This window comes from Gemmatimonadota bacterium, assembly GCA_041390125.1.
Classification (GTDB): domain Bacteria; phylum Gemmatimonadota; class Gemmatimonadetes; order Longimicrobiales; family Gaopeijiaceae; genus JAGQIF01.
In genome coordinates, this window is the sequence record JAWKQN010000002.1 from 265,759 (window position 1) to 286,685 (window position 20,927).

Annotated in this window: 18 protein-coding genes and 1 pseudogene; 11 read left to right on the top strand and 8 right to left on the bottom strand. The window is 71.4% G+C overall.

What is annotated here, in order from left to right; translation table 11 throughout:
* The first annotated feature begins 97 nt into the window (after positions 1-97).
* The 6 genes from R3E98_01005 to R3E98_01030 all read left to right on the top strand — a co-directional run bounded on the left by R3E98_01005 (position 98) and on the right by R3E98_01030 (position 6,950).
* Positions 98-1,210: a hypothetical protein gene (locus R3E98_01005; protein MEZ4421960.1), complete on the top strand. Its 1,113-nt coding sequence runs from the start codon at positions 98-100 to the stop codon at positions 1,208-1,210.
* A 31-nt stretch (positions 1,211-1,241) separates the two neighbouring features.
* Positions 1,242-2,615, top strand: a complete 1,374-nt coding sequence (gene nhaA, locus R3E98_01010) for a Na+/H+ antiporter NhaA (protein ID MEZ4421961.1) — start codon at positions 1,242-1,244, stop codon at positions 2,613-2,615.
* A 275-nt stretch (positions 2,616-2,890) separates the two neighbouring features.
* Positions 2,891-3,949, top strand: coding sequence for a fatty acid desaturase (locus tag R3E98_01015; protein MEZ4421962.1), 1,059 nt, complete (start codon positions 2,891-2,893; stop codon positions 3,947-3,949).
* A gap of 103 nt (positions 3,950-4,052) precedes the next feature.
* A complete protein-coding gene (locus R3E98_01020; protein MEZ4421963.1) occupies positions 4,053-5,012 on the top strand; it encodes an ABC transporter ATP-binding protein in 960 nt (319 codons plus the stop codon).
* The gene (locus tag R3E98_01025; GenBank protein ID MEZ4421964.1) at positions 5,005-6,036 is read left to right on the top strand and encodes an ABC transporter permease; all 1,032 of its coding nucleotides are present in this window, start codon (positions 5,005-5,007) and stop codon (positions 6,034-6,036) included. Before R3E98_01020 ends, R3E98_01025 begins: the two co-directional genes overlap by 8 nt.
* Positions 6,018-6,950 carry a L,D-transpeptidase gene (locus R3E98_01030; protein MEZ4421965.1) on the top strand — a complete coding sequence of 311 codons (933 nt, stop codon included), beginning with the start codon at positions 6,018-6,020 and terminating at the stop codon, positions 6,948-6,950. The genes R3E98_01025 and R3E98_01030 overlap by 19 nt, the downstream gene beginning before the upstream one ends.
* Positions 6,951-6,963: 13 nt before the next feature.
* Here the strand turns inward: R3E98_01030 and R3E98_01035 are convergent, their stop codons facing one another.
* A complete protein-coding gene (locus tag R3E98_01035) occupies positions 6,964-7,674 on the bottom strand; it encodes an LON peptidase substrate-binding domain-containing protein (protein MEZ4421966.1) in 711 nt (236 codons plus the stop codon).
* 44 nt (positions 7,675-7,718) lie between these two features.
* On the opposite strand from R3E98_01035, the gene R3E98_01040 reads away from it, so the two are divergent.
* Entirely contained in the window at positions 7,719-8,462 is a 744-nt protein-coding gene (locus R3E98_01040; GenBank protein MEZ4421967.1) for a sulfite exporter TauE/SafE family protein, read from the top strand.
* Between the two features lie 99 nt (positions 8,463-8,561).
* On the opposite strand, the gene R3E98_01045 is transcribed toward R3E98_01040, so the two are convergent.
* From R3E98_01045 to R3E98_01065, 5 genes are all read right to left on the bottom strand, one after another.
* Positions 8,562-10,190: an amidohydrolase gene (locus R3E98_01045; protein MEZ4421968.1), complete on the bottom strand. Its 1,629-nt coding sequence runs from the start codon at positions 10,188-10,190 to the stop codon at positions 8,562-8,564.
* Positions 10,191-10,338: 148 nt separating this feature from the next.
* Positions 10,339-10,995, bottom strand: a complete 657-nt coding sequence (locus tag R3E98_01050) for a TrkA family potassium uptake protein (protein MEZ4421969.1) — start codon at positions 10,993-10,995, stop codon at positions 10,339-10,341.
* Positions 10,996-11,002: 7 nt separating this feature from the next.
* Entirely contained in the window at positions 11,003-12,322 is a 1,320-nt protein-coding gene (locus tag R3E98_01055) for a potassium transporter TrkG (GenBank protein ID MEZ4421970.1), read from the bottom strand.
* A 201-nt stretch (positions 12,323-12,523) separates the two neighbouring features.
* On the bottom strand, positions 12,524-14,701 hold the full coding sequence (locus R3E98_01060; GenBank protein ID MEZ4421971.1) for an acetate--CoA ligase family protein: 2,178 nt from the start codon (positions 14,699-14,701) through the stop codon (positions 12,524-12,526).
* Between the two features lie 324 nt (positions 14,702-15,025).
* Entirely contained in the window at positions 15,026-15,736 is a 711-nt protein-coding gene (locus R3E98_01065; protein MEZ4421972.1) for a hypothetical protein, read from the bottom strand.
* Positions 15,737-15,978: 242 nt separating this feature from the next.
* On the opposite strand from R3E98_01065, the gene R3E98_01070 reads away from it, so the two are divergent.
* From R3E98_01070 to R3E98_01080, 3 genes are all read left to right on the top strand, one after another.
* Positions 15,979-16,383, top strand: a complete 405-nt coding sequence (locus tag R3E98_01070) for a PGPGW domain-containing protein (protein MEZ4421973.1) — start codon at positions 15,979-15,981, stop codon at positions 16,381-16,383.
* A gap of 50 nt (positions 16,384-16,433) precedes the next feature.
* Positions 16,434-16,916: a pyridoxamine 5'-phosphate oxidase family protein gene (locus R3E98_01075; GenBank protein ID MEZ4421974.1), complete on the top strand. Its 483-nt coding sequence runs from the start codon at positions 16,434-16,436 to the stop codon at positions 16,914-16,916.
* A gap of 174 nt (positions 16,917-17,090) precedes the next feature.
* On the top strand, positions 17,091-17,576 hold the full coding sequence (locus R3E98_01080) for a DUF411 domain-containing protein (protein MEZ4421975.1): 486 nt from the start codon (positions 17,091-17,093) through the stop codon (positions 17,574-17,576).
* Between the two features lie 358 nt (positions 17,577-17,934).
* Here R3E98_01080 and R3E98_01085 read toward each other — a convergent pair.
* Positions 17,935-18,285, bottom strand: a pseudogene (locus tag R3E98_01085) (ankyrin repeat domain-containing protein).
* 322 nt (positions 18,286-18,607) lie between these two features.
* On the opposite strand from R3E98_01085, the gene R3E98_01090 reads away from it, so the two are divergent.
* The gene (locus tag R3E98_01090) at positions 18,608-19,531 is read left to right on the top strand and encodes a winged helix-turn-helix domain-containing protein (protein MEZ4421976.1); all 924 of its coding nucleotides are present in this window, start codon (positions 18,608-18,610) and stop codon (positions 19,529-19,531) included.
* A gap of 70 nt (positions 19,532-19,601) precedes the next feature.
* On the opposite strand, the gene R3E98_01095 is transcribed toward R3E98_01090, so the two are convergent.
* Complete coding sequence (locus R3E98_01095) at positions 19,602-20,855, bottom strand: SLC13 family permease (protein ID MEZ4421977.1); 1,254 nt, start codon at positions 20,853-20,855, stop codon at positions 19,602-19,604.
* Positions 20,856-20,927: the final 72 nt, after the last annotated feature.

Sequence of the window (20,927 nt, forward strand, 5' to 3'; positions counted from 1 at the left end):
ACACGCCCCGCTCGGCGTACTCTGAAGATCCGCGCGCCATCCCGGCCACCCGCCGGGGTGGCCCGCGTGCGTGTTCTCCCGTTCCCGAGGAGCGCCCGTGCTCACACGCGACCAGTTGATCGATCTCTACCGGACCCATCAGCAGAACCGGGTCCTGAGTGTGTATGTCAACGCCGACCAACACGATCCGGCCCAGCGCGACGCCTGGAGGATCCGCTTGAAGGGCGGGATGGCCCAGGCACAGGATGCGTTGGACGGCGCGCCCCACGATGAGCCCAAGGCCTTCGACGCCGCGCAGCAGCGCATCCGGGCCGCGTTGGACGCGGACACCGCGTCGTCCTTCCTCCCCGGCCGGGGCTGGGTGGGCTTCGCGACGGCCGATGCGTTGATCCACACGGACCGGATCGACGTGCCCATGCCGGACCTCGTGCGTTGGGAGCGCGGGCTTCGCATCGCCCCCTACGTGCGGGCGCTGAAGCAGACCCGCCCGGTGTTGCTGGTGGTGCTCGACCGCCGCAAGGCCGCTGTGTACCGCTACCAGGAGGGCGAGCTCACCGACGTGGACCAGTTGCACGCCGACACCTTCGTCGGGGACCTCACCGACATCGGAACGGCCAAGCGTGCCACCAACCGCAGTGGGATCCGGGGCAAGACGGGCACCGACGCGGCCCAGAGCGTCCTGGACACCGGGGCGCGCCGGCTCGTGCAGCGGCTGATCGACGAGCTCGAGATCCACGATGGCCAGACATCGCTCGTGGTCGGCGGCACACGGGAGCAGATGAGCGCGCTGCGTGGGGCGCTGCCGGCCGACCTGCAGGATCGTCTGGCGGAAGACCCTTCGCTCAACTTCGACATGGGGCGCGCCGAGCTCGCCCAGCGCGTGGAGTCCGCGGCCTCGGAGCTCTCGTCCCAACGACTCGGAGCCTTGCTGGACGACATCGCGGAGAAGGCCGGAGCCCAGGGGGACGGGTGCCTGGGACGGGAGGCGACCGAGAAGGCGCTGCGCGAGCGGCGTGTACGCACCCTGGCGGTGTCCGTGGGACTCCAGGAGCGCGATCCCGACCTGGCCGACCGCTTGATCGGCACCGCGTTCGGGGCGAACGGCGCCGACGCGCACCTGCTGCCGCGCGCCGTCGGTGAGCGGCTGGACCGGATCGGCGACGGAGTGGGCGCCTTGCTCCACTACCACGTGGAGGCGGGGAGCGGCTGAGCCGCCGCCCCTCCCGCAGTCGCGCGCGCCGATGCACCGGGATCCGCCCTCCGCCCAGCCCGACGCACGCGAGCGCCCGGCCCGGAATCGCACCGAAGGCCGGCTGCGGCTGCGCGCGGGGCGGTCCGGCTTCGCGCGGCGTGTGGGGGTGCCCACGATCCGCCGCCTGCGCATCGACGAGACCGCGGGGTGGCCGGTCATCCTCGCGGGCATCGCTGCGCTGCTGTGGGCCAATTCGCCCTGGGGATCGAGCTACGAGGCGTTGTGGTCCCGGACCGTGGCGCTGGACCTCGGGGCCTGGAGCGCGGAGGCGTCGCTCCGCGATCTCGTGGACCTGCTGCTCCTGCCCCTCTTCTTCTTCACCATCGCGGTGGAGATCCGCGCGGAACTCACGCACGGACACCTGTCCGAGCTGCGGCGGGCGGCGCTCCCGGTCGCGGCGGCAATCGGCGGCATGGCCGTGCCGATCGCCGTCTACCTCGCGTGGACCCGCGGCACACCGGCCCAGTCGGGCTTCGGCGTTCCGGTGGCCACGGACATCGCGTTCGCGCTCGCGTTCCTCCTGGTGCTCGGCGACCGCATCCCGGCATCCCTCAAGGCGTTCCTCCTCGCGTTCGCGGCCGTGGACGACGTGGGCGGGATCCTGGTCATCGCCCTCTTCTACGGGCACGGGATCGCCTGGGGCTGGCTCGCGGCCGCCGGGGCCGTGACGGCCACGCTGCTCCTGCTGGGACGCACCGACGCGCGCGCGCCGTGGCTCTATGGCGGGCTCGCGCTGTTGCTCTGGGCATCGACCGCGCTCTCCGGGGTCCACGTGACCATCGCGGGTGTGGTGCTGGGGCTGGTGCTCCCGGCCCGTCCGCTCTTCGACCGCGAGGAGGCGGCGAGACGGGTCCGGGCGTTGGCCGAGCGGCTGGACCGCGGCCCCACCTCGCGTGACGCCCTGCTGGGCGCGATGGAGGAGCTGGTGGCCCGCACGGAGGCGCCCGCCGAGCGGGCGGCGCGGGGCCTCAGGCCGTGGGTCAGCTACGTCGTGCTGCCCGTGTTCGGTCTGGCCATGGCGGGAACGGCGCTGGACCCGGCCGCGCTGCGCGACGCCGTGTCCAGCACGGCGGCCCAGGCCATCGCGGTGGCGCTCGTGCTGGGGAAGCCCGTGGGGGTCCTGGCGGCCACCGGGCTCGCCGTGGCGCTCGGGTGGGCCCGCCTTCCGGCGGGCGTCGGCTGGAGGCACATCGCGGGCGTGGCGACCCTCTCCGGCATCGGCTTCACGGTGTCGCTGTTCATCGCCAAGCTGGCCTTCGGGCCCGAGGCGCTTGCGTCCGTGCGGGTGGCGATCCTGGGATCGTCCCTCCTGGCGGGACTGGGTGGGCTGGGGATCCTGGCGCTGGCGAGCCGTCGCCGGTGAGGGCCGACCCTGGACCACATCTTGCGGTCGATCGCGGACCCGGAGCGCCTGCAGCGGGTACCGTTCGAGTGCTGACCCACCGCAGGCCACTCCGGGACCCGAGTCACAACTCGGTATCCGGTATGGGGTTCGGTGCGGACGAGCGACCGGGGTTCCGGACCGCCGCGCGCGGCTCCGAACGGCGCGCTCCGCCCGTTGACCAATGCAGCCCGAACGCCCACCTTGGGCGCGGCCGAGCCCTGTTGAGAATCCACTCCCAATCCCGATCCTGGTAGATGGCCGAACCCAAATCCTCGGGCCCCGCACCCAAGGCCCTGACGCCGGCCCAGTGGAACGCCCTCATCGCGTCCTACAAGGGCGCCGACGACCGTCGCAGCGTCCGCCAGCTCGTCATCTCCGCCCTCGGCTTCTTCGGCATGTGGGCGCTCATGTACGCCAGCCTGCAGGTCCACTACGCACTGACGCTGCTCCTGGCGTTCCCGACGGCCGGCTTCCTCATGCGCCTGTTCATGATCCAGCACGACTGCGGTCATGGCTCCTTCTTCACGTCGCGCCGGGCCCGGGACATCGTCGGGTTCTGCATCGGCGTGCTGACGCTCGTGCCCTATCAGTATTGGCGGCGCACGCACGCCATCCATCACGCCCACTCCGGCGACCTGGACTTCAGGGGCTTCGGCGACGTCACGACCAAGACCGTGTCGGAGTATCTGTCGATGACGCCAGGGCAGCGCTGGTACTACCGCTTCTACCGCAACCCGCTCGTGATGCTCGGGATCGGCCCCACCGTCCTGTTCGTCATCAAGCATCGCTACCCCTGGGACATCCCGCGCGACTGGACGCAGGCGTGGCGCAGCGTCTGGTGGACCAACGCCGCCCTGGCCGCGGTCATCGTGGGGATGTCGCTCCTCGTCGGCTGGCAGGCGTTCCTGCTGGTGCAGGTGCCCATCACGATGTTCGCGGGCACCATGGGCGTGTACCTCTTCTACGTGCAGCACCAGTTCGAGGACACGTACTGGCATCGGCACGATGATTGGAACTACTACGACGCCACCATCCACGGGAGCAGCCACCTCGTGTTGCCCAAGCCGCTCCAGTGGATCACGGCCAACATCGGCCTGCACCACGTGCACCACCTGAGCGCGCTGATCCCGAACTACAAGCTGGAGGACGCGCACGAAGGTGTGCCCCAGCTCCAACAGGCGACCCAGATCCGGCTGCGCGACTCGTGGCGGTTGTTGCGCCTGACGCTGTGGGACGAGGAGCAGCAGCGTCTCATCGGCTTCCGCGACCTCAAGCATCGACGGACGGAGACGCCGGAGGCGATGGCCGCCTAGGCGGACGCCCACAGGCGTTCCTCCCCGAATCTCCCGCGCCTCCCGCGGGTAGAGGATCGGCCCGGCGCACCGTGCGTCGGGCCGATCGTGCGTCCGGGAGCCCATGCCCACCACCGATGCGTCCCCCGCCCCGGCCTCCTCTCCGGCCGTCGTGTGCCGTGGCGTCACGAAGCGCTTCGCTTCGCTCACGGCCGTCGACGACCTGGATCTGGAGCTGCCCCGGGGGGAATGCTTCGGCCTCCTCGGCCCCAATGGAGCCGGCAAGACCACCACGGTCGAGATGCTCCAGGGCCTGCTCCGGCCCGACGCGGGCCAGGTGCGGATCCTGGGGCTCGACTGGCGCCACGACGAACCCGAGCTCCGGCAACGTCTGGGAACGCAGTTGCAGGAGACCCGGCTCCCCGAGAAGCTCAGCGTCCGGGAGATCCTCACGCTGTTCCGATCGTTCCATCCGGTGGGCCTTCCCGTAGACGACGTGCTGGACCTGGTGCAGCTGGGGGAGAAGTCCAACGCGTGGGTGCGGACCCTCTCGGGTGGACAGCATCAGCGTCTCGCGATCGCCTGCGCCCTCGTCGGCAATCCCGACCTGCTGTTCCTGGACGAGCCGACCACCGGCCTGGACCCCCAGTCACGGCGACAGCTCTGGGAGGTGATCGGAGACCTGCATCGTCGCGGCACGACGATCCTGCTCACCACGCACTACATGGAGGAGGCGGAGCGGCTCTGCGACCGGGTGGGCATCATGGATCGCGGCCGCCTGATCGCGCTGGGATCCCCGCGCGAGCTCATCCGCTCGCTGGAGGCGGAGCACGTGGTCGAGTTCGCGCTCGGTGCCGACACCTCTCCGGACGCCGTGGTGTGGGAGGGATTGACCCACACGCGCGCGATCCAGCGCGTCGGAGACCGCTACCGCCTCACCGCCGAACAGGTGCACCAGGCGGTTCCCGAGCTCATGCGGGTGCTGGAGCGCGAGGGGCTGGCCCTGAGCGAGCTGACCACCCACCACGCCACCCTCGAGGACGTGTTCCTCGACCTGACGGGCCGGAGCCTGCGCGATGGCTGAGCGGCCGCTGGTCCAGCTGACGCTCTGGCGCTTCCGCGAGTTCATCCGCGAACCCGAAGCCGTCTTCTGGGTGTTCGTCTTCCCTCTCCTGCTGGCGATCGCGCTGGGCATCGCGTTCCGCAATCGCGCGCCCGAGCCGGTCCCGGTGGCGGTCGTCGCAGGACCCGACGCCGAGCGCGTACAGGCGGATCTCGACGCCGATCCCGATCTGGTCGTATCGCTCCAGTCGGACGCCGAGGCCGAGCAGGCCCTGCGCACCGGTCGGGTCGCGGTGCTGGTGCGCACGACTCCCGGGCTCACGCTGCAGTTCGACTCGACGCGGGAGGAGAGCCGCCTCGCCCGCGTGCTCACCGAGCGCGCGCTGCAACGGGCCGCGGGACAGGCGCCCGCGATCGACGTGGCGACCATCGGGAGCGCCGAGCGTGGAGGCCGCTACATCGACTTCGTCCTGCCGGGCCTCCTGGGCATGAACATCATGGGCACCAGCATGTGGGGCGTCGGATTCGGCATCGCGCAGCTGCGCCAGAAGAAGCTGCTCAAGCGCCTGCTGGCCTCGCCGATGCGTCGGAGCGACTTCCTGCTGGCGCAGATCCTGTTCCGCCTGATGTTCCTGGCGCTCGAGGTCGGCGTCCTGATCGGGTTCGGCGTCCTGCTCTTCGGTGTGCCGGTGCGCGGCGGCTTCGGACTCGTGGTGCTGGTGTCCGTCGCGGGTGCCCTGGCCTTCTCGGCGCTCGGCCTGCTGACGGCCAGCCGCGCCCGAACCATCGAGGGGGTGTCGGGCCTCATGAACCTGGTCATGATGCCCATGTGGATCCTCTCCGGTGTGTTCTTCTCCTACGCGCTCTTCCCGGACGTCGTACAACCGTTCATCAAGGCCCTGCCACTCACGGCGATCAACGACGCGCTGCGGGCGGTCATGCTCGAAGGCGTGGGCCTGGCGGGCATCGCACCCATGCTGGCGATCCTGGGCGCCTGGACCGTCGGCGCCTTCGGTCTGGCGCTACGGTGGTTCCGCTGGAGTTGAGCGTGGTGCGGCGCGCGGGCTTGTGGGTCGTCACGGTGGTGCTCACGGGGGTGTCGCCGCTCTGGGGTCAGGGACCGACCGATCGCCGGCACGTCGTCGACCGGGACGTCCCCATCCGCCGCTGGTTCGAGGTCGTCGACAGCCTGGTCGCGCGCTACGACACGCCCGCGGCGCCCCTCACCGAGCACGTGCTGGTCCGGGCCAATCCCTGGATCGTCGACCGCCTCGCCGCCACCGACTACTACACGATGATGGAGCAGGGCCGGTTCGCGGAGGATCCGCAGGCCCTGTTGGCCCTGCGCGCCGGCGACACGCTCCTCATCCCGGACCCGAGCCAGGTGGACTCGCTCCGCGCGGTGCTGGCCGCCACGGTGATCGACCTCAACATCCCGGAGTTCACGCTGCGCATCCTGGAGAACGGTGCGCAGATCCACGCCTTCCGGGTGCGGGTGGGGCAGGATCGCTCCCGGTATCTGCAGATGGCCGGTCGGGACGTCGATCTCCGCACGCACCCGGGCCGCGGCACCATCGTCCGCATCGAGCGCGATGCGGTCTTCCGCAATCCGGTGGACAACCACCGCTACACCGTCACGCGCCGGGACGACGGTCGGCTGACCGGCCTGCCGCGGATCCCCTGGCTGGAGCCGGAGCTGGACGGGCGCCGCTGGGGGCAGCTGCTGCACCCGACCACCAACCGCGAGACGCTCGGGAGCGCCGTCTCCAACGGGTGCGTGGGACTCGCCGAGGGAGATGCCTGGCGGCTCTACTACCATGCCCCGCTCGGCACCCGGGTGGTCTTCCGCTACGAGCTCGAGGTGCATGGGCCCGACGGAACCACCCGGCACCTGCCCGATCTCTACGGCTGGGGATCGCGCACGCCGGCGCCGGAAGGGCCGGTGGGAGGCTGCGCGTGAGCCGCCCGCGCGCTCAGGCGTCGAGATCGGGAGCGCGGTAGCGGGCGATCGCCTGCAGGAAGAAGGTGTCGAGCCGGTCCAGCCGCCGACGCTCGTCGCGCATCTCGAGGAGGTTCTGCTTCCAGCCCGCGCCAGCGCCCACCGAGGGCGCCATGCGGAAGGACACGTCCTCCTGACAGTCCAGGCGGGGCAGCGCGCGCCGCGCCCCGGGCAGAGCGCGGATCACGGAGCGGAAGAGCGCGAGCGTCTGCTCCCTGCGCTCCACCAGCCCTTCCCCCCTGTCCCCGCGATCCACGTACGGGCGCACGACCGCTTCGAGCAGGGGTCCGTCCACGACGAGCGCATCCGCGATCTCGAACCGGGCGAGCGTTTGCGCGATCACGCGCGGCCCGCCCGATGCCTCGTCCTGGAGCGCGCGGATCATCGCCGTGCAACCGACGCCGCCTTCCTCGACCCGGTAGGTCCCGAAGCGCGCCTCGTCGTGGAAGATGAACCCGAGGGCGCGGTCCTGGTCGCGACAGTCCTGGAACGGCGCCAGCGCCGCGTCGTCGGAGAGACGCAACTGGATGATCGTGCCGGGAAACGGCACGAACTGCACGGGGATGAGGGCGATCCGCTCCATGGGGGGCAATACAGCGAGCGGCGTGCCGCCGTTCCGGTCGTGGCACGACCGCAGCGCCGCGCAGGCCGCCGCTCCTCCCACCGGATCGGTCGCGATGTTCACGACCGGTCTGGTGCATCCCGTTGCGATCACTAGGTTCGGGGCCCATGTCGGAACTGCTGCTGTTCGCCGTGGGCGTGGTCACGGGCACCATCAACGTGCTCGCCGGAGGCGGCTCGATGCTGTCCCTGCCCGCCCTCATCTTCCTGGGCCTGCCGGCCACCGTCGCCAACGGCACCAACCGCGTCGGCATCCTCGTCAACAGCCTCGGCGCGGTCTGGGGCTTCCACGGCCATCGCCTCGTGCCCTGGAGCTGGGCCGGGTTCGCCATCGTTCCGGCGACGATCGGCGCGCTGGTCGGATCCTGGCTCGCGACCCGGGTGGGGGACGCGCAGCTCCAGGACGTGATCGCCGTGGTCATGCTGCTGGTCGCGGTGTGGACCATCTGGGACCCCCTCAAGGCGCGCACCCCCACGGAGGCCGCGGTCCCCACCTCGGCTCGGGGACGCGCCGTCCTGGCCGCGGCCTTCTTCGGCATCGGCCTCTACGGCGGATTCATCCAGGTCGGCGTCGGCTTCCTCCTGCTCGCGGCCACCACCTTCGCGGGCTTCGACCTCGTGCGCGGGAACGCGCTGAAGGTCCTGGTGGTGCTGGGCTTCACCCTCCCGGCGCTGCTCACGTTCGCGCGGGCCGACATGGTGGATTGGCGGCTGGGCGCCATCCTGGCCGCCGGCAACCTGGTCGGCGGGTGGGCCGGCGTCCGCCTCAACGTGCTCAAGGGGCACGTCTGGATCCGACGGGTGGTGCTGGTGGCGGTGCTCGTGATGGCGGGACGGCTGCTGTTGACCTGAGCGGCCCCCACGGCGTCCCGGAAACGAGAAGCCCGTGGAGCCGGAGCTCCACGGGCTTCCTGCCTGCAGCCGCCGCCCGCGCGCGGCGAACCCGGAACGTCAGCGTCCGTCGTCGCTCACCGGGCGGCCGCGCACGGTCGGGTATTCGATCCCCAGCTGTTCCAGGTACGTCGAGTACCGGCTGGGATCGTAGTAGAACTTCCGCATCTCCTCGCGGTAGCGCTCCATGATGTCGGCGTTCAGCCAGATCGGTGGCTCGTCCGTCGGGAGGATGAACGGCGTGTAGGTCGTCTCCGTGGTCTGCTCGTCGCGGAAGTACGTCCACGCGTCCGCCACCAGGTCGGGTCGCAGGAACAGGTCCAGCAGCGTGAGCGCCTGCACCTTGGCCCCCGCCACCGCTCCCTTGTGGGCGATGGGTGTGGCCATGGCGATGCCGTTGGACCAGTTGTGGCCCGGGGTCCCCGGCACGTTCGAGGGATAGCGCAGCGTGATCGTGGGGACGTTCCAGGAGATGTCACCGATGTCGTCCGAGCCTCCGCCCAGGGAGCGACGCATGTCCACGGGTCCGCCCAGATCGCCGATCTCGGTAGCCAGGCCTTCCTCCTCGCTGCCCAGCTCGCGCTGGATGCCCTTGGCGAGGGCGATGTCCGCCTCGTCCCAGGCCGGCAGCCCCACCCGCTTGATGTTGTCATAGGCCACCTCGGCCACGGGCCGATTGAAGTGACCGCTCCACGCCGAGCCGATGGTCATGATGGTGTCGACCGTGGTACCCGTCATGAGCGCGGCACCTTCGGCCATCTTCTTGGCGGCGTCGTACATGGCCTGCACGCCCTCGTAGTCGCGCTCGCGGAAATAGAACCAGATGGTGGCGAGCTGCGGCACCACGTTGGGCTGGTCGCCCCCGTCGACGATCACGTAGTGGGAGCGCGCCGCGGGTTGCAGGTGCTCGCGCTTGAACTCCCACGCCTGCGCCATCAGCATGACGGCATCGAGCGCCGAACGGCCGCGCCAGGGGGCTCCCGCGGAATGCGCCGTCTCGCCGCGGAACCGGAACTGGGCCGACACGAGCGCATTGGCGCCCGACTGCCCCCAGGACACACCGAAGTTGTTGGAGACATGCGTGAAGATGTTCACGTCGACATCCTCGAAGACCCCGGCCCGCACCAGATAGGCCTTGCCCGCGAGCTGCTCTTCGGCCACGCCCGGCCACATCACCAGCGTGCCCGGGATGTTCTCGCGCTCCATGATCTCCTTGACGGCCAGCGCAGCGACGATGTTCACGGCCTGTCCGGAGTTGTGCCCCTCGCCGTGCCCGGGGGCCATGGAGAGGATGGGCTCGCGGTAGCCCACACCCGGCTTCTGGTTGGACTGGGGGATGCCGTCGATGTCGGAGCCCAACGCGATGACGGGATCCCCCGAGCCCCAGCGCGCCACCCAGGCCGTGGGCATGCCCGCCACGCCCCGCTCCACCGTGAAACCGTTCTCCTCGAGGATGCCCGTCAGGTACTTCGAGGTCTCGAACTCCTGCATGCCGAGCTCGCCGAACGAGAAGACCATGTCGACGATCTCCTGGACCTGCTTGGCCCGGGACTCGACCGCCTGCAGCGCCTCGTCCTGGAGCTGACGGAGCTGTCGGGAGCGCCGCTGCTGCTGGGCGTCCAGCGACGCGGGCAGCAACGAGGAGAGCAGCACAGCCGCCGAAACGGCGGCGAGTGACGAACGGCCCATCGGATCCTCCGTCCTTGGGGGTCCGGTCGGGCGTCCCGGCGGTGGGTGGCCTCGAACCGGACGGCAGGGGGCCAGGATGGGCCCGCTCCCGCGGGGACGGCAAGGGCGCGGCCCCGACGGAAGCGCCGGGCCGCAGCGCCGCTCGGGGTCAGGTCAGCTTGGCGGCCCGGGCCAGATCGCGGTCCGTGCCCGCCACCAGGAGGGTGTCGGATTCCTTGAGCACCGCGTCGGGGTCGGGAACGGGCGTGATCGTCCCCATGAGCATGTCGTGCACGGCCACCACGGTGACCCGCATGCGCTTCGGGAGCTCCAGGTCGCGCAGCGTGCTGCCGACCCAGGCGGTGGGGACGGCCATCTCCTGCACGCTGAAGTCCTCGCCCAGTTGCACGTAGTTGAGCAACGAGCGACTGGAGATGCGCTTCCCCAGCCGGATGCCGGACTCCCGCTCGGGGAAGATGGTCTCCGTCACACCGAGCTTCTCGATCAGGCGCGCGTGCTCGTACGAGATCACCTTCACGTAGATCTCGTCGATCCCCACGTCCTTGAGCGCGAGCGTGGTCAAGGCGCTCGCGGTGATGTCGTCCCCGGTGCTCACGACGGCGGCGTCGGCACCCTCCGCGCCGACGCGGCGCAATGTCTCGATCTCCCGTCCGTCCCCGACCGCCGCCCGCGACACCCGCGAAGCCATGTGGTCCACCCGGTCGGGAGTCCGGTCGAGGGCAGCCACCTCGTGGCCGATGGAGTGCAGCGCCTCGGCCACCGAGGAGCCGAAGTTGCCCAGACCGACGATCACGAAGCGCTTCATGGCATCCTCATCCGACGACGACGTCCTCGTAGGCGAAGCGGAATTCGTGGGCGCGATCCGAGCGGCGTTGGATTGCGAACGCCGCCACGACCGTGAGGGGGCCCACCCGCCCCATGTACATGAGCAAGGTCACCAGCACTTTGCCGGGCACCGTCAGCGAAGCCGTCTCCCCCATCGAGAGCCCCACCGTGTTGAAGGCGCTCACGGCCTCGAACGCGTAGTCCAGGAATGCGTCTCCCCGGCCCACCGGGGCAGAGGTGCCCAGCTCGAACAGGACCATCAGGAAGATGCCGAACAGAACGGCCGCGAACCCCACGACGAACAGCCCGACGGCGCGGTCGACCGTGCGCTCCGGGACGGTCCGTCCCGCCCAGCTGGTCACACCGTGGCCACGCAGCCGGGACCAGGCCAGCAGGATCAGCAGGGCCAGCGTGGTGGTCTTCAGACCGCCCGCGGTCGAGCCCGGGGAGCCCCCCACCGACATCAACAGCATGGTGACGAAGTTGGAGCTGTCGTCTGCCGCGTTGTAGTCGATCGTGTTGAAGCCCGCCGTGCGGGCGGTGACGCTCATGAAGACCCCGTTGAGCACCCGCGCCCAAGGGGGCAGATCCTGGAACGAATTGGACCACTCCAGCGGCACGAACAGCGCGGCGCCACCCACGACCAGGAAGACGGAGGTGACGAGCACGAGGCGCGAGTGGAGGGTGAGCCGGAAGGGCCGCCGATGCCGCCGCGCCCGGAGCGCGAGGCGCAGCTCTTCGAGGGTCAGGAAGCCCACACCACCCAGCGTGATGAGGGCCATCACCACCGTGAGCGTGACCGGAGCGGTCCGAAAGCCCGTCAGTGAATCCGAGAACGTGGAGAAGCCCGCGTTGCAGAACGCGCTCACCGCGTGGAAGATCGCGTGCGCCGCCGCCTGCGGCGCGTCGAAGCGGGGCAGCCAGAGCACGAACAGGAAGCCCGCGCCGATGGCTTCCAGGACGAGCGTGTAGCGCAGGACGCCGCGCAGCAAGGACCGGAAGTCGATGTCCGGCGTGACGTCGGGGCCCACGACCGAGGCATCCTGCTGCGCCAGGGAAAGTCGACGCCCCAGCACCAGGATCAGCGCGGTGGTCAGCGTGAGCATTCCCAGCCCCCCCAGCTGGATCAGAAGCAGGACGAAGGCCTGTCCCAGAGGCGTGAACGCCGTGGCGGTGTCGACGACGATCAACCCCGTGACGCAGACCGCGGACGTGGCCGTGAACAGCGCGTCCAACCAGGACAGCCGCGCCCCGGTGTAGAGACCCGGCAGCCAGCGCAGCCCCATCGTACCCAACGCGATCAGCACGAGGAACGATCCGGCCAGGAGCCGGGGTGGAGTCAGGCGGCGGCGGAGGGACGATCGCCAGTGCGTCCGGAGGCGCCAGGGGATCCTCCCCAGCCGTAGCGGCGGTCTCGCGTTCGGAGGGGCGGCGCCGGAGGGCATGGACCCAAGCCTAACAGGGTCGGAGCCGCCGCCGGAAGCCCGTGCCCGCCCGCCTTCCCTGGATCAGGTGGCCAGCTGCACGCGCACGTCCACCGCCACGGCGCCCTGCTCCAGGGCGATCAGCGGGTTGACGTCCAGCTCCGCGATCCGCGGATGGCGCTCTCCCAGCTGCGCCAGGCGCAGGATGGTCTCCACCAGCGCCGCCCGGTCCCGGGCCGGCTCGCCGCGCACACGCTCCAGCAGCCGGCTCAGCTTGACCTCGCGCAACATCGCCGATGCGTCCGCGTCGGTCAGCGGGCAGAGCCGCAGCACCACGTCACGCATGACCTCGACGTAGAGCCCGCCGAGACCGAACATGGCCATGAGCCCCACCGAAGGGATGCGCGTCAGCCCCACGATGGTCTCCCGTCCCGCGGGCGCCATGCGCTGCAGCAGGAATCCCTCGATGGCGGGATCCCCGGCTCCGGCTTCCCGCACACGTCGCGGAACCTCCACGAGCATACGCGCCACCGCGTCCGCGACCGCGTTCCAGTCCTCCAGGTCGAGCTGCACACCGCCCACGTCCGTCTTGTGGGCAATGGCGGGGCTCATGACCTTGAGCGCCACCGGAAACCCGAGCCGCTCCGCGGCCGCGGCCACTGCCGTCGCGGCTTCCGCGCCCGCTCCTTCGACGAACGCCCAGGGCACGGTCGGGATCCGGTAGGCCTGCGCGACCGCGAGCGCGTCCGCCTCGCTCAGCTTGGCGCGGCCCGCGGCCGCGGTCCGGTCCAGGACGGCTTCCACCGCCGCGTCGTCCACGTCGTCGTAGACCCGCGGCTCGCCCTCGGGCCGCTCCAGGATCCGGCGGTAGCGCCACAGCGCGCCCAGGGCGCGCGCCGCCGACTCGGGGAAGACGTAGGCGGGGATGCCGGCGGCGCGCAGCTCGGCCTGGCCCGCCGGCAGCCCCTGCCGACCCATGAGCACGGCCAGCACCGGCTTCTCGGGCGCCACCTCGGACGCCCGCACGATGGCGCTGGCCACGTCCACGGTCTGGATGCCCAGGGGAGGCACGAACGCGGCGATCGCGGCGTCCACCCCGGGATCCGCGCGTACGATACGCAGCGCGTGCTCGTAGTCCTCGGCGGTCGCGCTCGCGATCATGTCCACGGGGTTGCGGACGCTCGCCTCCGCCGGCAGATGTTCGCGCAGCTGTGCTTCCGTGGCGGGCTCCAGCCGTGCCACCTCCAGGCCGTAGGTCTCGCAGGCGTCTGCCAGGATGATGCCCGGCCCCCCCGCGTTGGTGACGATCGCGACCCGACGTCCGTGGGGAACCGGCTGGTGGGCGAAGGCGGACGCCAGGTCGAACAGCTCCTCGACCGTGTGCGCCCGGATGGCACCGGCCTGGGCGATCAGCGCGTCGGTCGCGAGCTCGGTCTGCGCCAACGCGCCGGTGTGCGAGGCCGCCGCGCGCGCGCCCGCGCCGGTGCGACCCGACTTCACCACGAAGATGGGCTTGCTGCGCGTGATGCGGCGGCCGAGGCGAACGAAGCGCGCAGGGTCCCCGAAGCTCTCCAGGTACATGAGCACCATGCGCACCGAATCGGACGCTTCCCAGTATTCGAGCAGGTCGTTGCCGCTGACGTCCGCCTTGTTGCCGGCGGAAACGAACATCGACAGGCCGATGCCGAAGCTCTCGGCGTAATCCAGGACGCTGAGTCCCATCGCGCCCGACTGGCTCATGAAGGCCGCCGGGCCGTACGGGGGATCGGACGGCGCGAATGTCGCGTTCATGCGCACGTCGGGCTCCACGTTGAGCACACCCATGCAGTTGGGGCCGACGAGTCGGATGCCCGTCCCTTCCAGCAGCTCGAGCAGCGCACGTTCGCGCTCCACACCCGCGCCTCCGACCTCACGGAAGCCCGCGGTGATGACCACGAGCCCCCCCACCTTCGCCTCCACACAGTCCCGCACCGCATCGAGCACGAGCGGGGCGGGGATGGAGATCACGGCCAGGTCCACGGGTCCCGGAACGTCGCGGATGCTGGCGAACGTGCGGATGGAGTGGACGGAGTCCGTCTTCGGATTGACGGGATAGACCGGTCCCGTGAACCCGTGCCGCACCAGGTTGTCGAGGATCTGCCAGCCGATGGAGGCCGGGCGGCGCGAGGCACCGATCACGGCGATGGAACGAGGCCTCAGGATGGGGTCGAGCGCGTGGGCCATGACGGACGATCCGGCGGGACGGAGGGGATTCCAGCTCACCCAGGATTCTCGTACAAGAGCACGAGATCGTCGAGTTCATCGATGCCGATCACAGCCGTCCAGGTCTCCGGCCGCCAGCATCCAGGGGCCCCCGCCGAGCACCGCCGGCACGTCCACCGTGACCCACTCCCCGGTCTAGCCGACGCGCACCTCCGCGTCCCTGGGCACCCCGACGCGACCGCACACGGGCTCCACGCCAACCACGCGGCCTCCGTCCGGCGGCGGTGCGACGGCGTCCGCACAGGCGGCCGTCGCACCGAGAACCACCCACGAGGTCCATCGGGCACGCGCGTCATCTCCGTCCTCGTCTCCCCCGCCCTGCGCTCAGGGCGAGCGCGGCATCCCCAGCGGATCCAATCCCAGCGTCTGGTGGCACGGCGCGCACGTGGCGAGCAGTCGTCCGTAGAGGCGGGCGCGCTCCCCGCCATCGCCGGTCCGCCCCGCCTGCTCGGCCACGTCGGTGACCTCCGCCTCGAGGTCGCGCAGGCGCGCCTGACGGGCCGGATCGGTGACCACGGCGGACGCATCCAGCCGCGACAGCGCCAGCACCCGTGCCCCGGCGCTCCAGGAGGGCTCCGATGGCGCGACCAGGCCCTCCCACATCCGATCCGTTCCCCAGATGTGCCCGAACATCGAAGCCTGGGCGTCGGCGCCAGGGTCGGGCGGGCTGCCGGGCAGCATCTCCGGGCCCGAGCCCGTGGCCGTGTGACAGGCGCCGCACTGGTACGCGATGCGCGCCGTGGCCTCGGCCATCCCCGTCAAAGTGCGCGCCGATGCGCCCGCACGGGCCGCGTCGCGCAGGCCGCGAAAGGCCTCCTCGGTCGCCGCCATCCGTGTGGGCTCGTCGTGCGTCGCCAGCCACTCGGCGTGGCTACGGGCTTCCTCCAGATCGCCCCGGATGACGGCGGTCTGCAGATCCACGGACGCCATGAAGTGCTCGCCCATGTGGGCCGCGGGATCTGCGGTGACCCCGCCGGCGCAGCCGCTCAGCAGCGCGACGAGCAGAAGGGAACGGAGCTGGCGGACACCTCGCATGATGGGATCGACCTCCTCGTGGCGCGGGCCTTCCAGGGAAGGTCGTGCCCCGACGCGGCCCGTGTCCACTGTCGGGCGCGGCGTTGTTTCACGGCGGAGGCACCCGCACGAGACGGACGCGGCTGCGTCCACTCCCCCTGCGGTTCCCCGCCTCGGACGCGCCTCGGCGACGCGGCCCGTCGGTTGCCCAGACAACAAGGGGGCACCGCTGTCGGCGGTCCGGTCACGCGAAGGGAGTGCACATGCTGGACGGGGTGAAGGGGGCGTGGGAACGCTTCAAGCGCTCCCGGCCCGGCGAGCGCTTCTGCGACCGGTACCGGCAGCGCCAGGCGGACCGACGCGGACGGTGGGTGTCGGTGCTGTGGATCCTGCTCGGCGTGGTGCTCCTGCTGGCCGGTGTCGTCGCGCTGTTCGTTCCGGGTCCGGGGCTCCTGGGCCTCGCGTTCGGAGCCGCCCTGATCGGGCAGGAGTCCGAGCGCGTGGCGGAGGCGCTGGACGCCGGCGAGCTCCGGGGCCGCGCCTGGTTCACCCGCGGTCGACGCTGGTGGACCCACACCTCGACCGGGGCCCGCTTCGCGCTCGTGCTGACCCTGCTGCTCATGGCGGGTGGCTCCGCCTACGGCGCCTGGCTCGCGTTCCTGGCCTAGCGCGGCCCCATCCGATCCTCGCTGAATCCTCGCTCAACGGAAGACGCATCATGTCCCAGAAGGAAGACTTCTCGCGCCTCGCCGAGCTCATCGAAGACATCCGCTTCGCGATGCTCTGCACACGCACGTCCGGCGATCGCATCGACGCGCGCCCGATGACGACGCAGGAGATCCTGGACGAGGACGAAGTGCTCTACTTCGTGACCGGGACCCAACAGTCGCTCACGGACCAGATCCAAGCGGATCCCAGGGTGACGCTGATCTACAGCAACCCCGACGACGGCGCCTACGTCGTCGTACAGGGCGAGGCGAAGGTGACGCGCAACGAGGGACGGATCGACCGCTACTGGAATCCCCTCTTCGGGACCTGGTTCGAGGGCAAGGACGACCCGCGTCTGCGCACGCTGGAGGTGCGACCGCACGCCGCCGAGTTCTGGGCGTCGACCGGCACGGCCACCACGGTGATGGCGCGCCTGAAGAAGGCGGTGGGCGCGGAGCCGGAGGTGGGCGAGCACGACACGCTGCGGCCCTGAGACGCGGCGGACCCGGGAGCGGCCGGGTCTCCGGAGCGTAGCGGCCGGCGCATCCGGGCGGGCAGGAGCCGGTGCGAGTGCAGCGCTTCGGGAGCCGTTCGGGTTGTCCCGCCGAGCCTGCGGTGACAGACTTGGGCGTTCCTGCCACCCGCTTCAGCGCGTCAGGGAGGTCCCATGCGCGTCGCCACCATCGCCATCCTGGGCGCGGCTCTCGGCGCCGGTACGTTCGCCGCCACCCGCGTCTTCGCCGATCCGGCCCCTGCCGTGGACGCTGCCGCCGTGGCGGCCGCGGGTCCCATGCTGGTCTACAAGACGCCGACCTGCGGCTGCTGCAGCGCGTGGGTGGATCACCTCCGCGAGGCCGGCTTCGAGGTGGAGACGCGGGACCTCAACGACCTGAGCGCCATCAAGGCGGACCTGGGCGTCGATCCCCGTCTGCAGTCGTGCCACACCGGTGTGATCGACGGATACGTGGTCGAGGGTCACGTCCCCGCCGCCGACATCGCCCGCATGCTGTCCGAGAAGCCCGAGATCGCGGGCCTCGCGGTGCCTGGCATGCCCATGGGCTCACCGGGCATGGAAGGCCCCCGCACCGACCCGTACGACGTGCTGTCGTTCGAGCACGACGGGACCGTGAGCGTGTTCGAGTCGCACCGCTAGGACCCGCACCGCCAGGACCCGTACCGCCCGGACGCACCTCCGGTGCCTACGGGCGGCGCGCTTCCAGGCGCTGATCGCCGTCGTGGATCGTCAGCGTCCGGGCCTCCCCTTCCTCGTCCGGGAACCGGATGCGCACGGACGGCACCCCTGCCGGGTGGAACGCACGCCCGCCCAGGTGGAAGAGGTTGCGGACCACCCCCCCGGGCGGCGTGAGCGTCAGGAGCTCCTGCGCGTTCTCCCCGATCTCCAACCGCTCCGTCTCGGCGCTGCCGTAGGCATACGTGCCGATGAGGTCGGCCCGCTCGCGGGCGTCGAGCGGCTGGGAGACCGCGCGGGGATCGGCGGTGCCCAGCCCCTCGAGGTAGTCGACGACGGCGCTCGCCGGTTCGCGTCCCGCCCGGGCATGCGCCAACAGCGTGATCCCGTGGGGACCGGCGATGGACTCGACGCCCGGCTGCGCATGCACCCACGCCCGCACGGCATCGACGTGGCCCAACATCGCCAGCGTGAACAGGGTGGGTCGGGCGCCGTGCGCGATGAGGAGCTCCGCGATCTCCCGGCGACCCGTGTGGGAGGCCGCTCCGAGCGCACTCTCCCAGTCCCCGAAGCCCCAGTCCCAGGAGGCACGCGCCAGGGCGGGCCGGCTCTCCACCAGTGCCCGTACCCGCTCCAGGTCCCGGTGGGAGGCCCCCACGACCTCCTGGACCAGAGCCGGGTCCTGCCGGAAGCCGTTCGCATCGGCCTGGGGCAAGAAGGGGAGCGCGGAGGCGGTGCCCGGCGCCAGGACGTGCACGGCCGGGGCGGCCAGCACCCCGGTGAGGAACGAGCGCCGATCGAACAGCGATGCGAGTCCCGCCATGGTGGAACCTCCGGCTGGAGCGCGGCGCCCGCCCGATGTGGGGATCGCCTCCTGCAGAGTGCGCGTGCGACTGCGCCCGTCCAAGGGGCGGGCGCTGAGAGGGCGGTGAGGAAACGCTGAGGCGTGGCCGGCCCCGCTGTCCCGGGCACCCCGGCGCCGACTATCGTGGGACATGACGCCCTCCCGACTGCGCTTCGCGGGCTTCGCGTTCGATCCCGCCACCGGCGACCTGAGCGGTCCGGAGGGGGACGTGCGCCTGCAACCGCAGCCGGCGCGCGTCCTGGCCGTGCTGGCCGCGCGCAGCGGGACGCTGGTCACCCGCGAGGAGCTGCAGGCGCAGGTCTGGCCCGACACCAAGGTCGAGTTCGACCAGGGCATCAACTACTGCATCCGGCAGATCCGTTCCGCGCTGGGCGAGCGCGCCGACGCGCCCCGCTTCATCGAGACGCTGCCCCGGCGCGGCTACCGCTTCCTGGTGCCGGTGGAGACGGAGGGCGCCGCGCTCTCCCCCGCAGCCGCCGGGCCCGGTGTCGCCGCCGGCGGGCCGCTCGCGGCCGACTCCGGGGCCGCCGCCCCGGGCGCCGCGTCCGCCCGGCCGAGGCGCCCCTGGAGGTGGGCGGCCGGTGTCGGTCTCGTGGGCCTGTTGGGGCTGTTCGCCTGGAACCGCGCCATCACGCCCCCCACCCCGGTGGGGCCCGGGCCGGAGCGGTGGATCGTCCTCCCGCTGTCCGATCCGGATTCGCCGGGCGGTCTGGACCGGCTCAATCGGGGCGTGGAGGAGGCCCTCGTCGCGGAGCTGACCGCCGCCCGCCCCGACCGGTTGGCGGTGGTGGGCCCGCTCACCACCGGTCCGCTGGTGGAGGGCGGCGCCACCGCGGCCGAGGTGGGCGCGCGCCTCGAGGCCGGATACGTGGTGTCGGGGGGCGCGCGCGCGGCCGACTCGGTCCTCTTCGTCCAGGTGGTGCGGCACTCGGACGGGGCCCACGTCTTCGCCCGCCGGGTCCCGCTCCAGGGACGCGACGCTGCGGCGCTGGCGCGCGAGCTCGTGGGGGAGATCATCGCTGCCGTCCTGCCCACCGCGCCCCGGCTGCCCTGAGCCGATCCGGCGGGACGCGCGGACCGGCCTCGCCCTGGCGCTGGACCGGCGCCGAGCCGCCGGGATGCCGTCAGCCCAGCAGGCCGAAGAACACCCAGCAGACGATCGCCCCGACCACGGCCATCGACAGCCCCCACACCAGGAGCTGATTGAAGAGGCGGGCCCGCACCTCGTCCGGTGCGGCGGCGAGCGAGATGGCGCCCAGCGTCGACAGGGGCGACACGTCCACGAGGTGGCCGCCGACGTTGATGGACGACGCGATGGCCAGCGGATCGGCGCCGGCCAGGTGCGAGACCAGATCCGGCACCATCGGAAGGAAGGCGGGCAGGATGACGCCGGACGTGCTGGCGTAGACGGACAGCACGCCGGTGACGAAGGCGATCAGGCCGTTGACGCTCGTGGGATTGGAGACGCCGGCCATCCAGCGGGCCGCGAGCTCGATCCCGCCACTGCTGCCCACGATCGCGACCAGCACCGTCACCCCGCACACGAGCAGGATCGCTCCCCAGGGCACGCGCGCCAGCGCTTCGTGCTCGTCGGTGGCCCCCGTCACGGACAACGCCGCCGCGGCCAGGAAGGCCCCCATGGTGACGTCCAGATCGAACGCGACCACGCCGACGAGCAGGAGCCCGATGACCGCCAGCGTCCAGCGCTGTCGCCAGTCCCACCCCTTCTGCTCCAGCCCCAACATGTCGGCCGTGACCGCACCATCCGCGCGGGCCAGGAGACGCACGCCGCCCAGCACGGCGAAGGCGACCAGGGCGACGAAGGACTGCGCGATCATCGTGTTGAAGTAGGTACGCCATTCGACGCCCGGGAGCCCGATGTCGGCCATCAGCCCGTTCGCGATGATGCCCGTGGGGGCGATCGGGGAGAGCGCTCCGGCGTTGGCCCCGTTGCAGACCATCACGGCCATGAGGAACGGGGAGATGCCGGCCCGGGCCGCGGCGGCCATCGCCACCGGCGCGAGCATCGCCACCGCGGCGATGTTGCCGGGCCCCGCGCTCGCGAATCCCAGCGCCAACAGGAAGAACACGATGGGCACGAGGCCGGCGCGGCCGCGCGCGAGTCGCAGCGCCGCCGTGGTGATCCGGTCGAGCGTGCCGTTCTGCCGCGCCATCGCGAACAGCAGCGTGATGCCGACCAACGTCAGGAAGAGGCTGCCGGGAAAGCCGCGCACCACGTCCCGCGTGCCCAGGTCGCCCAGCCCCACACCGATGGCGAACGCGAAGGCGATGGACAGGACGCCGACGTTGACGCGGGTGAAGGAGCTGATCAGGATCGCCGCCAGCAGAGCCAGCAGCGACAGGAGGGGCAGGCTCACCCGGCGCTCACGGCGTGGGGGCGGCCTCGACGGCGGGAGTCCATGGCCTCGCTTCCGTTGGGGACCGGGCCA

Bases quoted from the DNA above. Each gene is read 5' to 3' on its own strand.
- nhaA (MEZ4421961.1), top strand. From the start codon at position 1,242: ATGCACCGGGATCCGCCCTCCGCCCAGCCCGACGCACGCGAGCGCCCG.
- R3E98_01015 (MEZ4421962.1), top strand. From the start codon at position 2,891: ATGGCCGAACCCAAATCCTCGGGCCCCGCACCCAAGGCCCTGACGCCG.
- R3E98_01020 (MEZ4421963.1), top strand. From the start codon at position 4,053: ATGCCCACCACCGATGCGTCCCCCGCCCCGGCCTCCTCTCCGGCCGTC.
- R3E98_01025 (MEZ4421964.1), top strand. From the start codon at position 5,005: ATGGCTGAGCGGCCGCTGGTCCAGCTGACGCTCTGGCGCTTCCGCGAG.
- R3E98_01040 (MEZ4421967.1), top strand. From the start codon at position 7,719: ATGTCGGAACTGCTGCTGTTCGCCGTGGGCGTGGTCACGGGCACCATC.
- R3E98_01045 (MEZ4421968.1), bottom strand. From the start codon at position 10,190: ATGGGCCGTTCGTCACTCGCCGCCGTTTCGGCGGCTGTGCTGCTCTCC.
- R3E98_01050 (MEZ4421969.1), bottom strand. From the start codon at position 10,995: ATGAAGCGCTTCGTGATCGTCGGTCTGGGCAACTTCGGCTCCTCGGTG.
- R3E98_01065 (MEZ4421972.1), bottom strand. From the start codon at position 15,736: ATGCGAGGTGTCCGCCAGCTCCGTTCCCTTCTGCTCGTCGCGCTGCTG.
- R3E98_01070 (MEZ4421973.1), top strand. From the start codon at position 15,979: ATGCTGGACGGGGTGAAGGGGGCGTGGGAACGCTTCAAGCGCTCCCGG.
- R3E98_01075 (MEZ4421974.1), top strand. From the start codon at position 16,434: ATGTCCCAGAAGGAAGACTTCTCGCGCCTCGCCGAGCTCATCGAAGAC.
- R3E98_01080 (MEZ4421975.1), top strand. From the start codon at position 17,091: ATGCGCGTCGCCACCATCGCCATCCTGGGCGCGGCTCTCGGCGCCGGT.
- R3E98_01090 (MEZ4421976.1), top strand. From the start codon at position 18,608: ATGACGCCCTCCCGACTGCGCTTCGCGGGCTTCGCGTTCGATCCCGCC.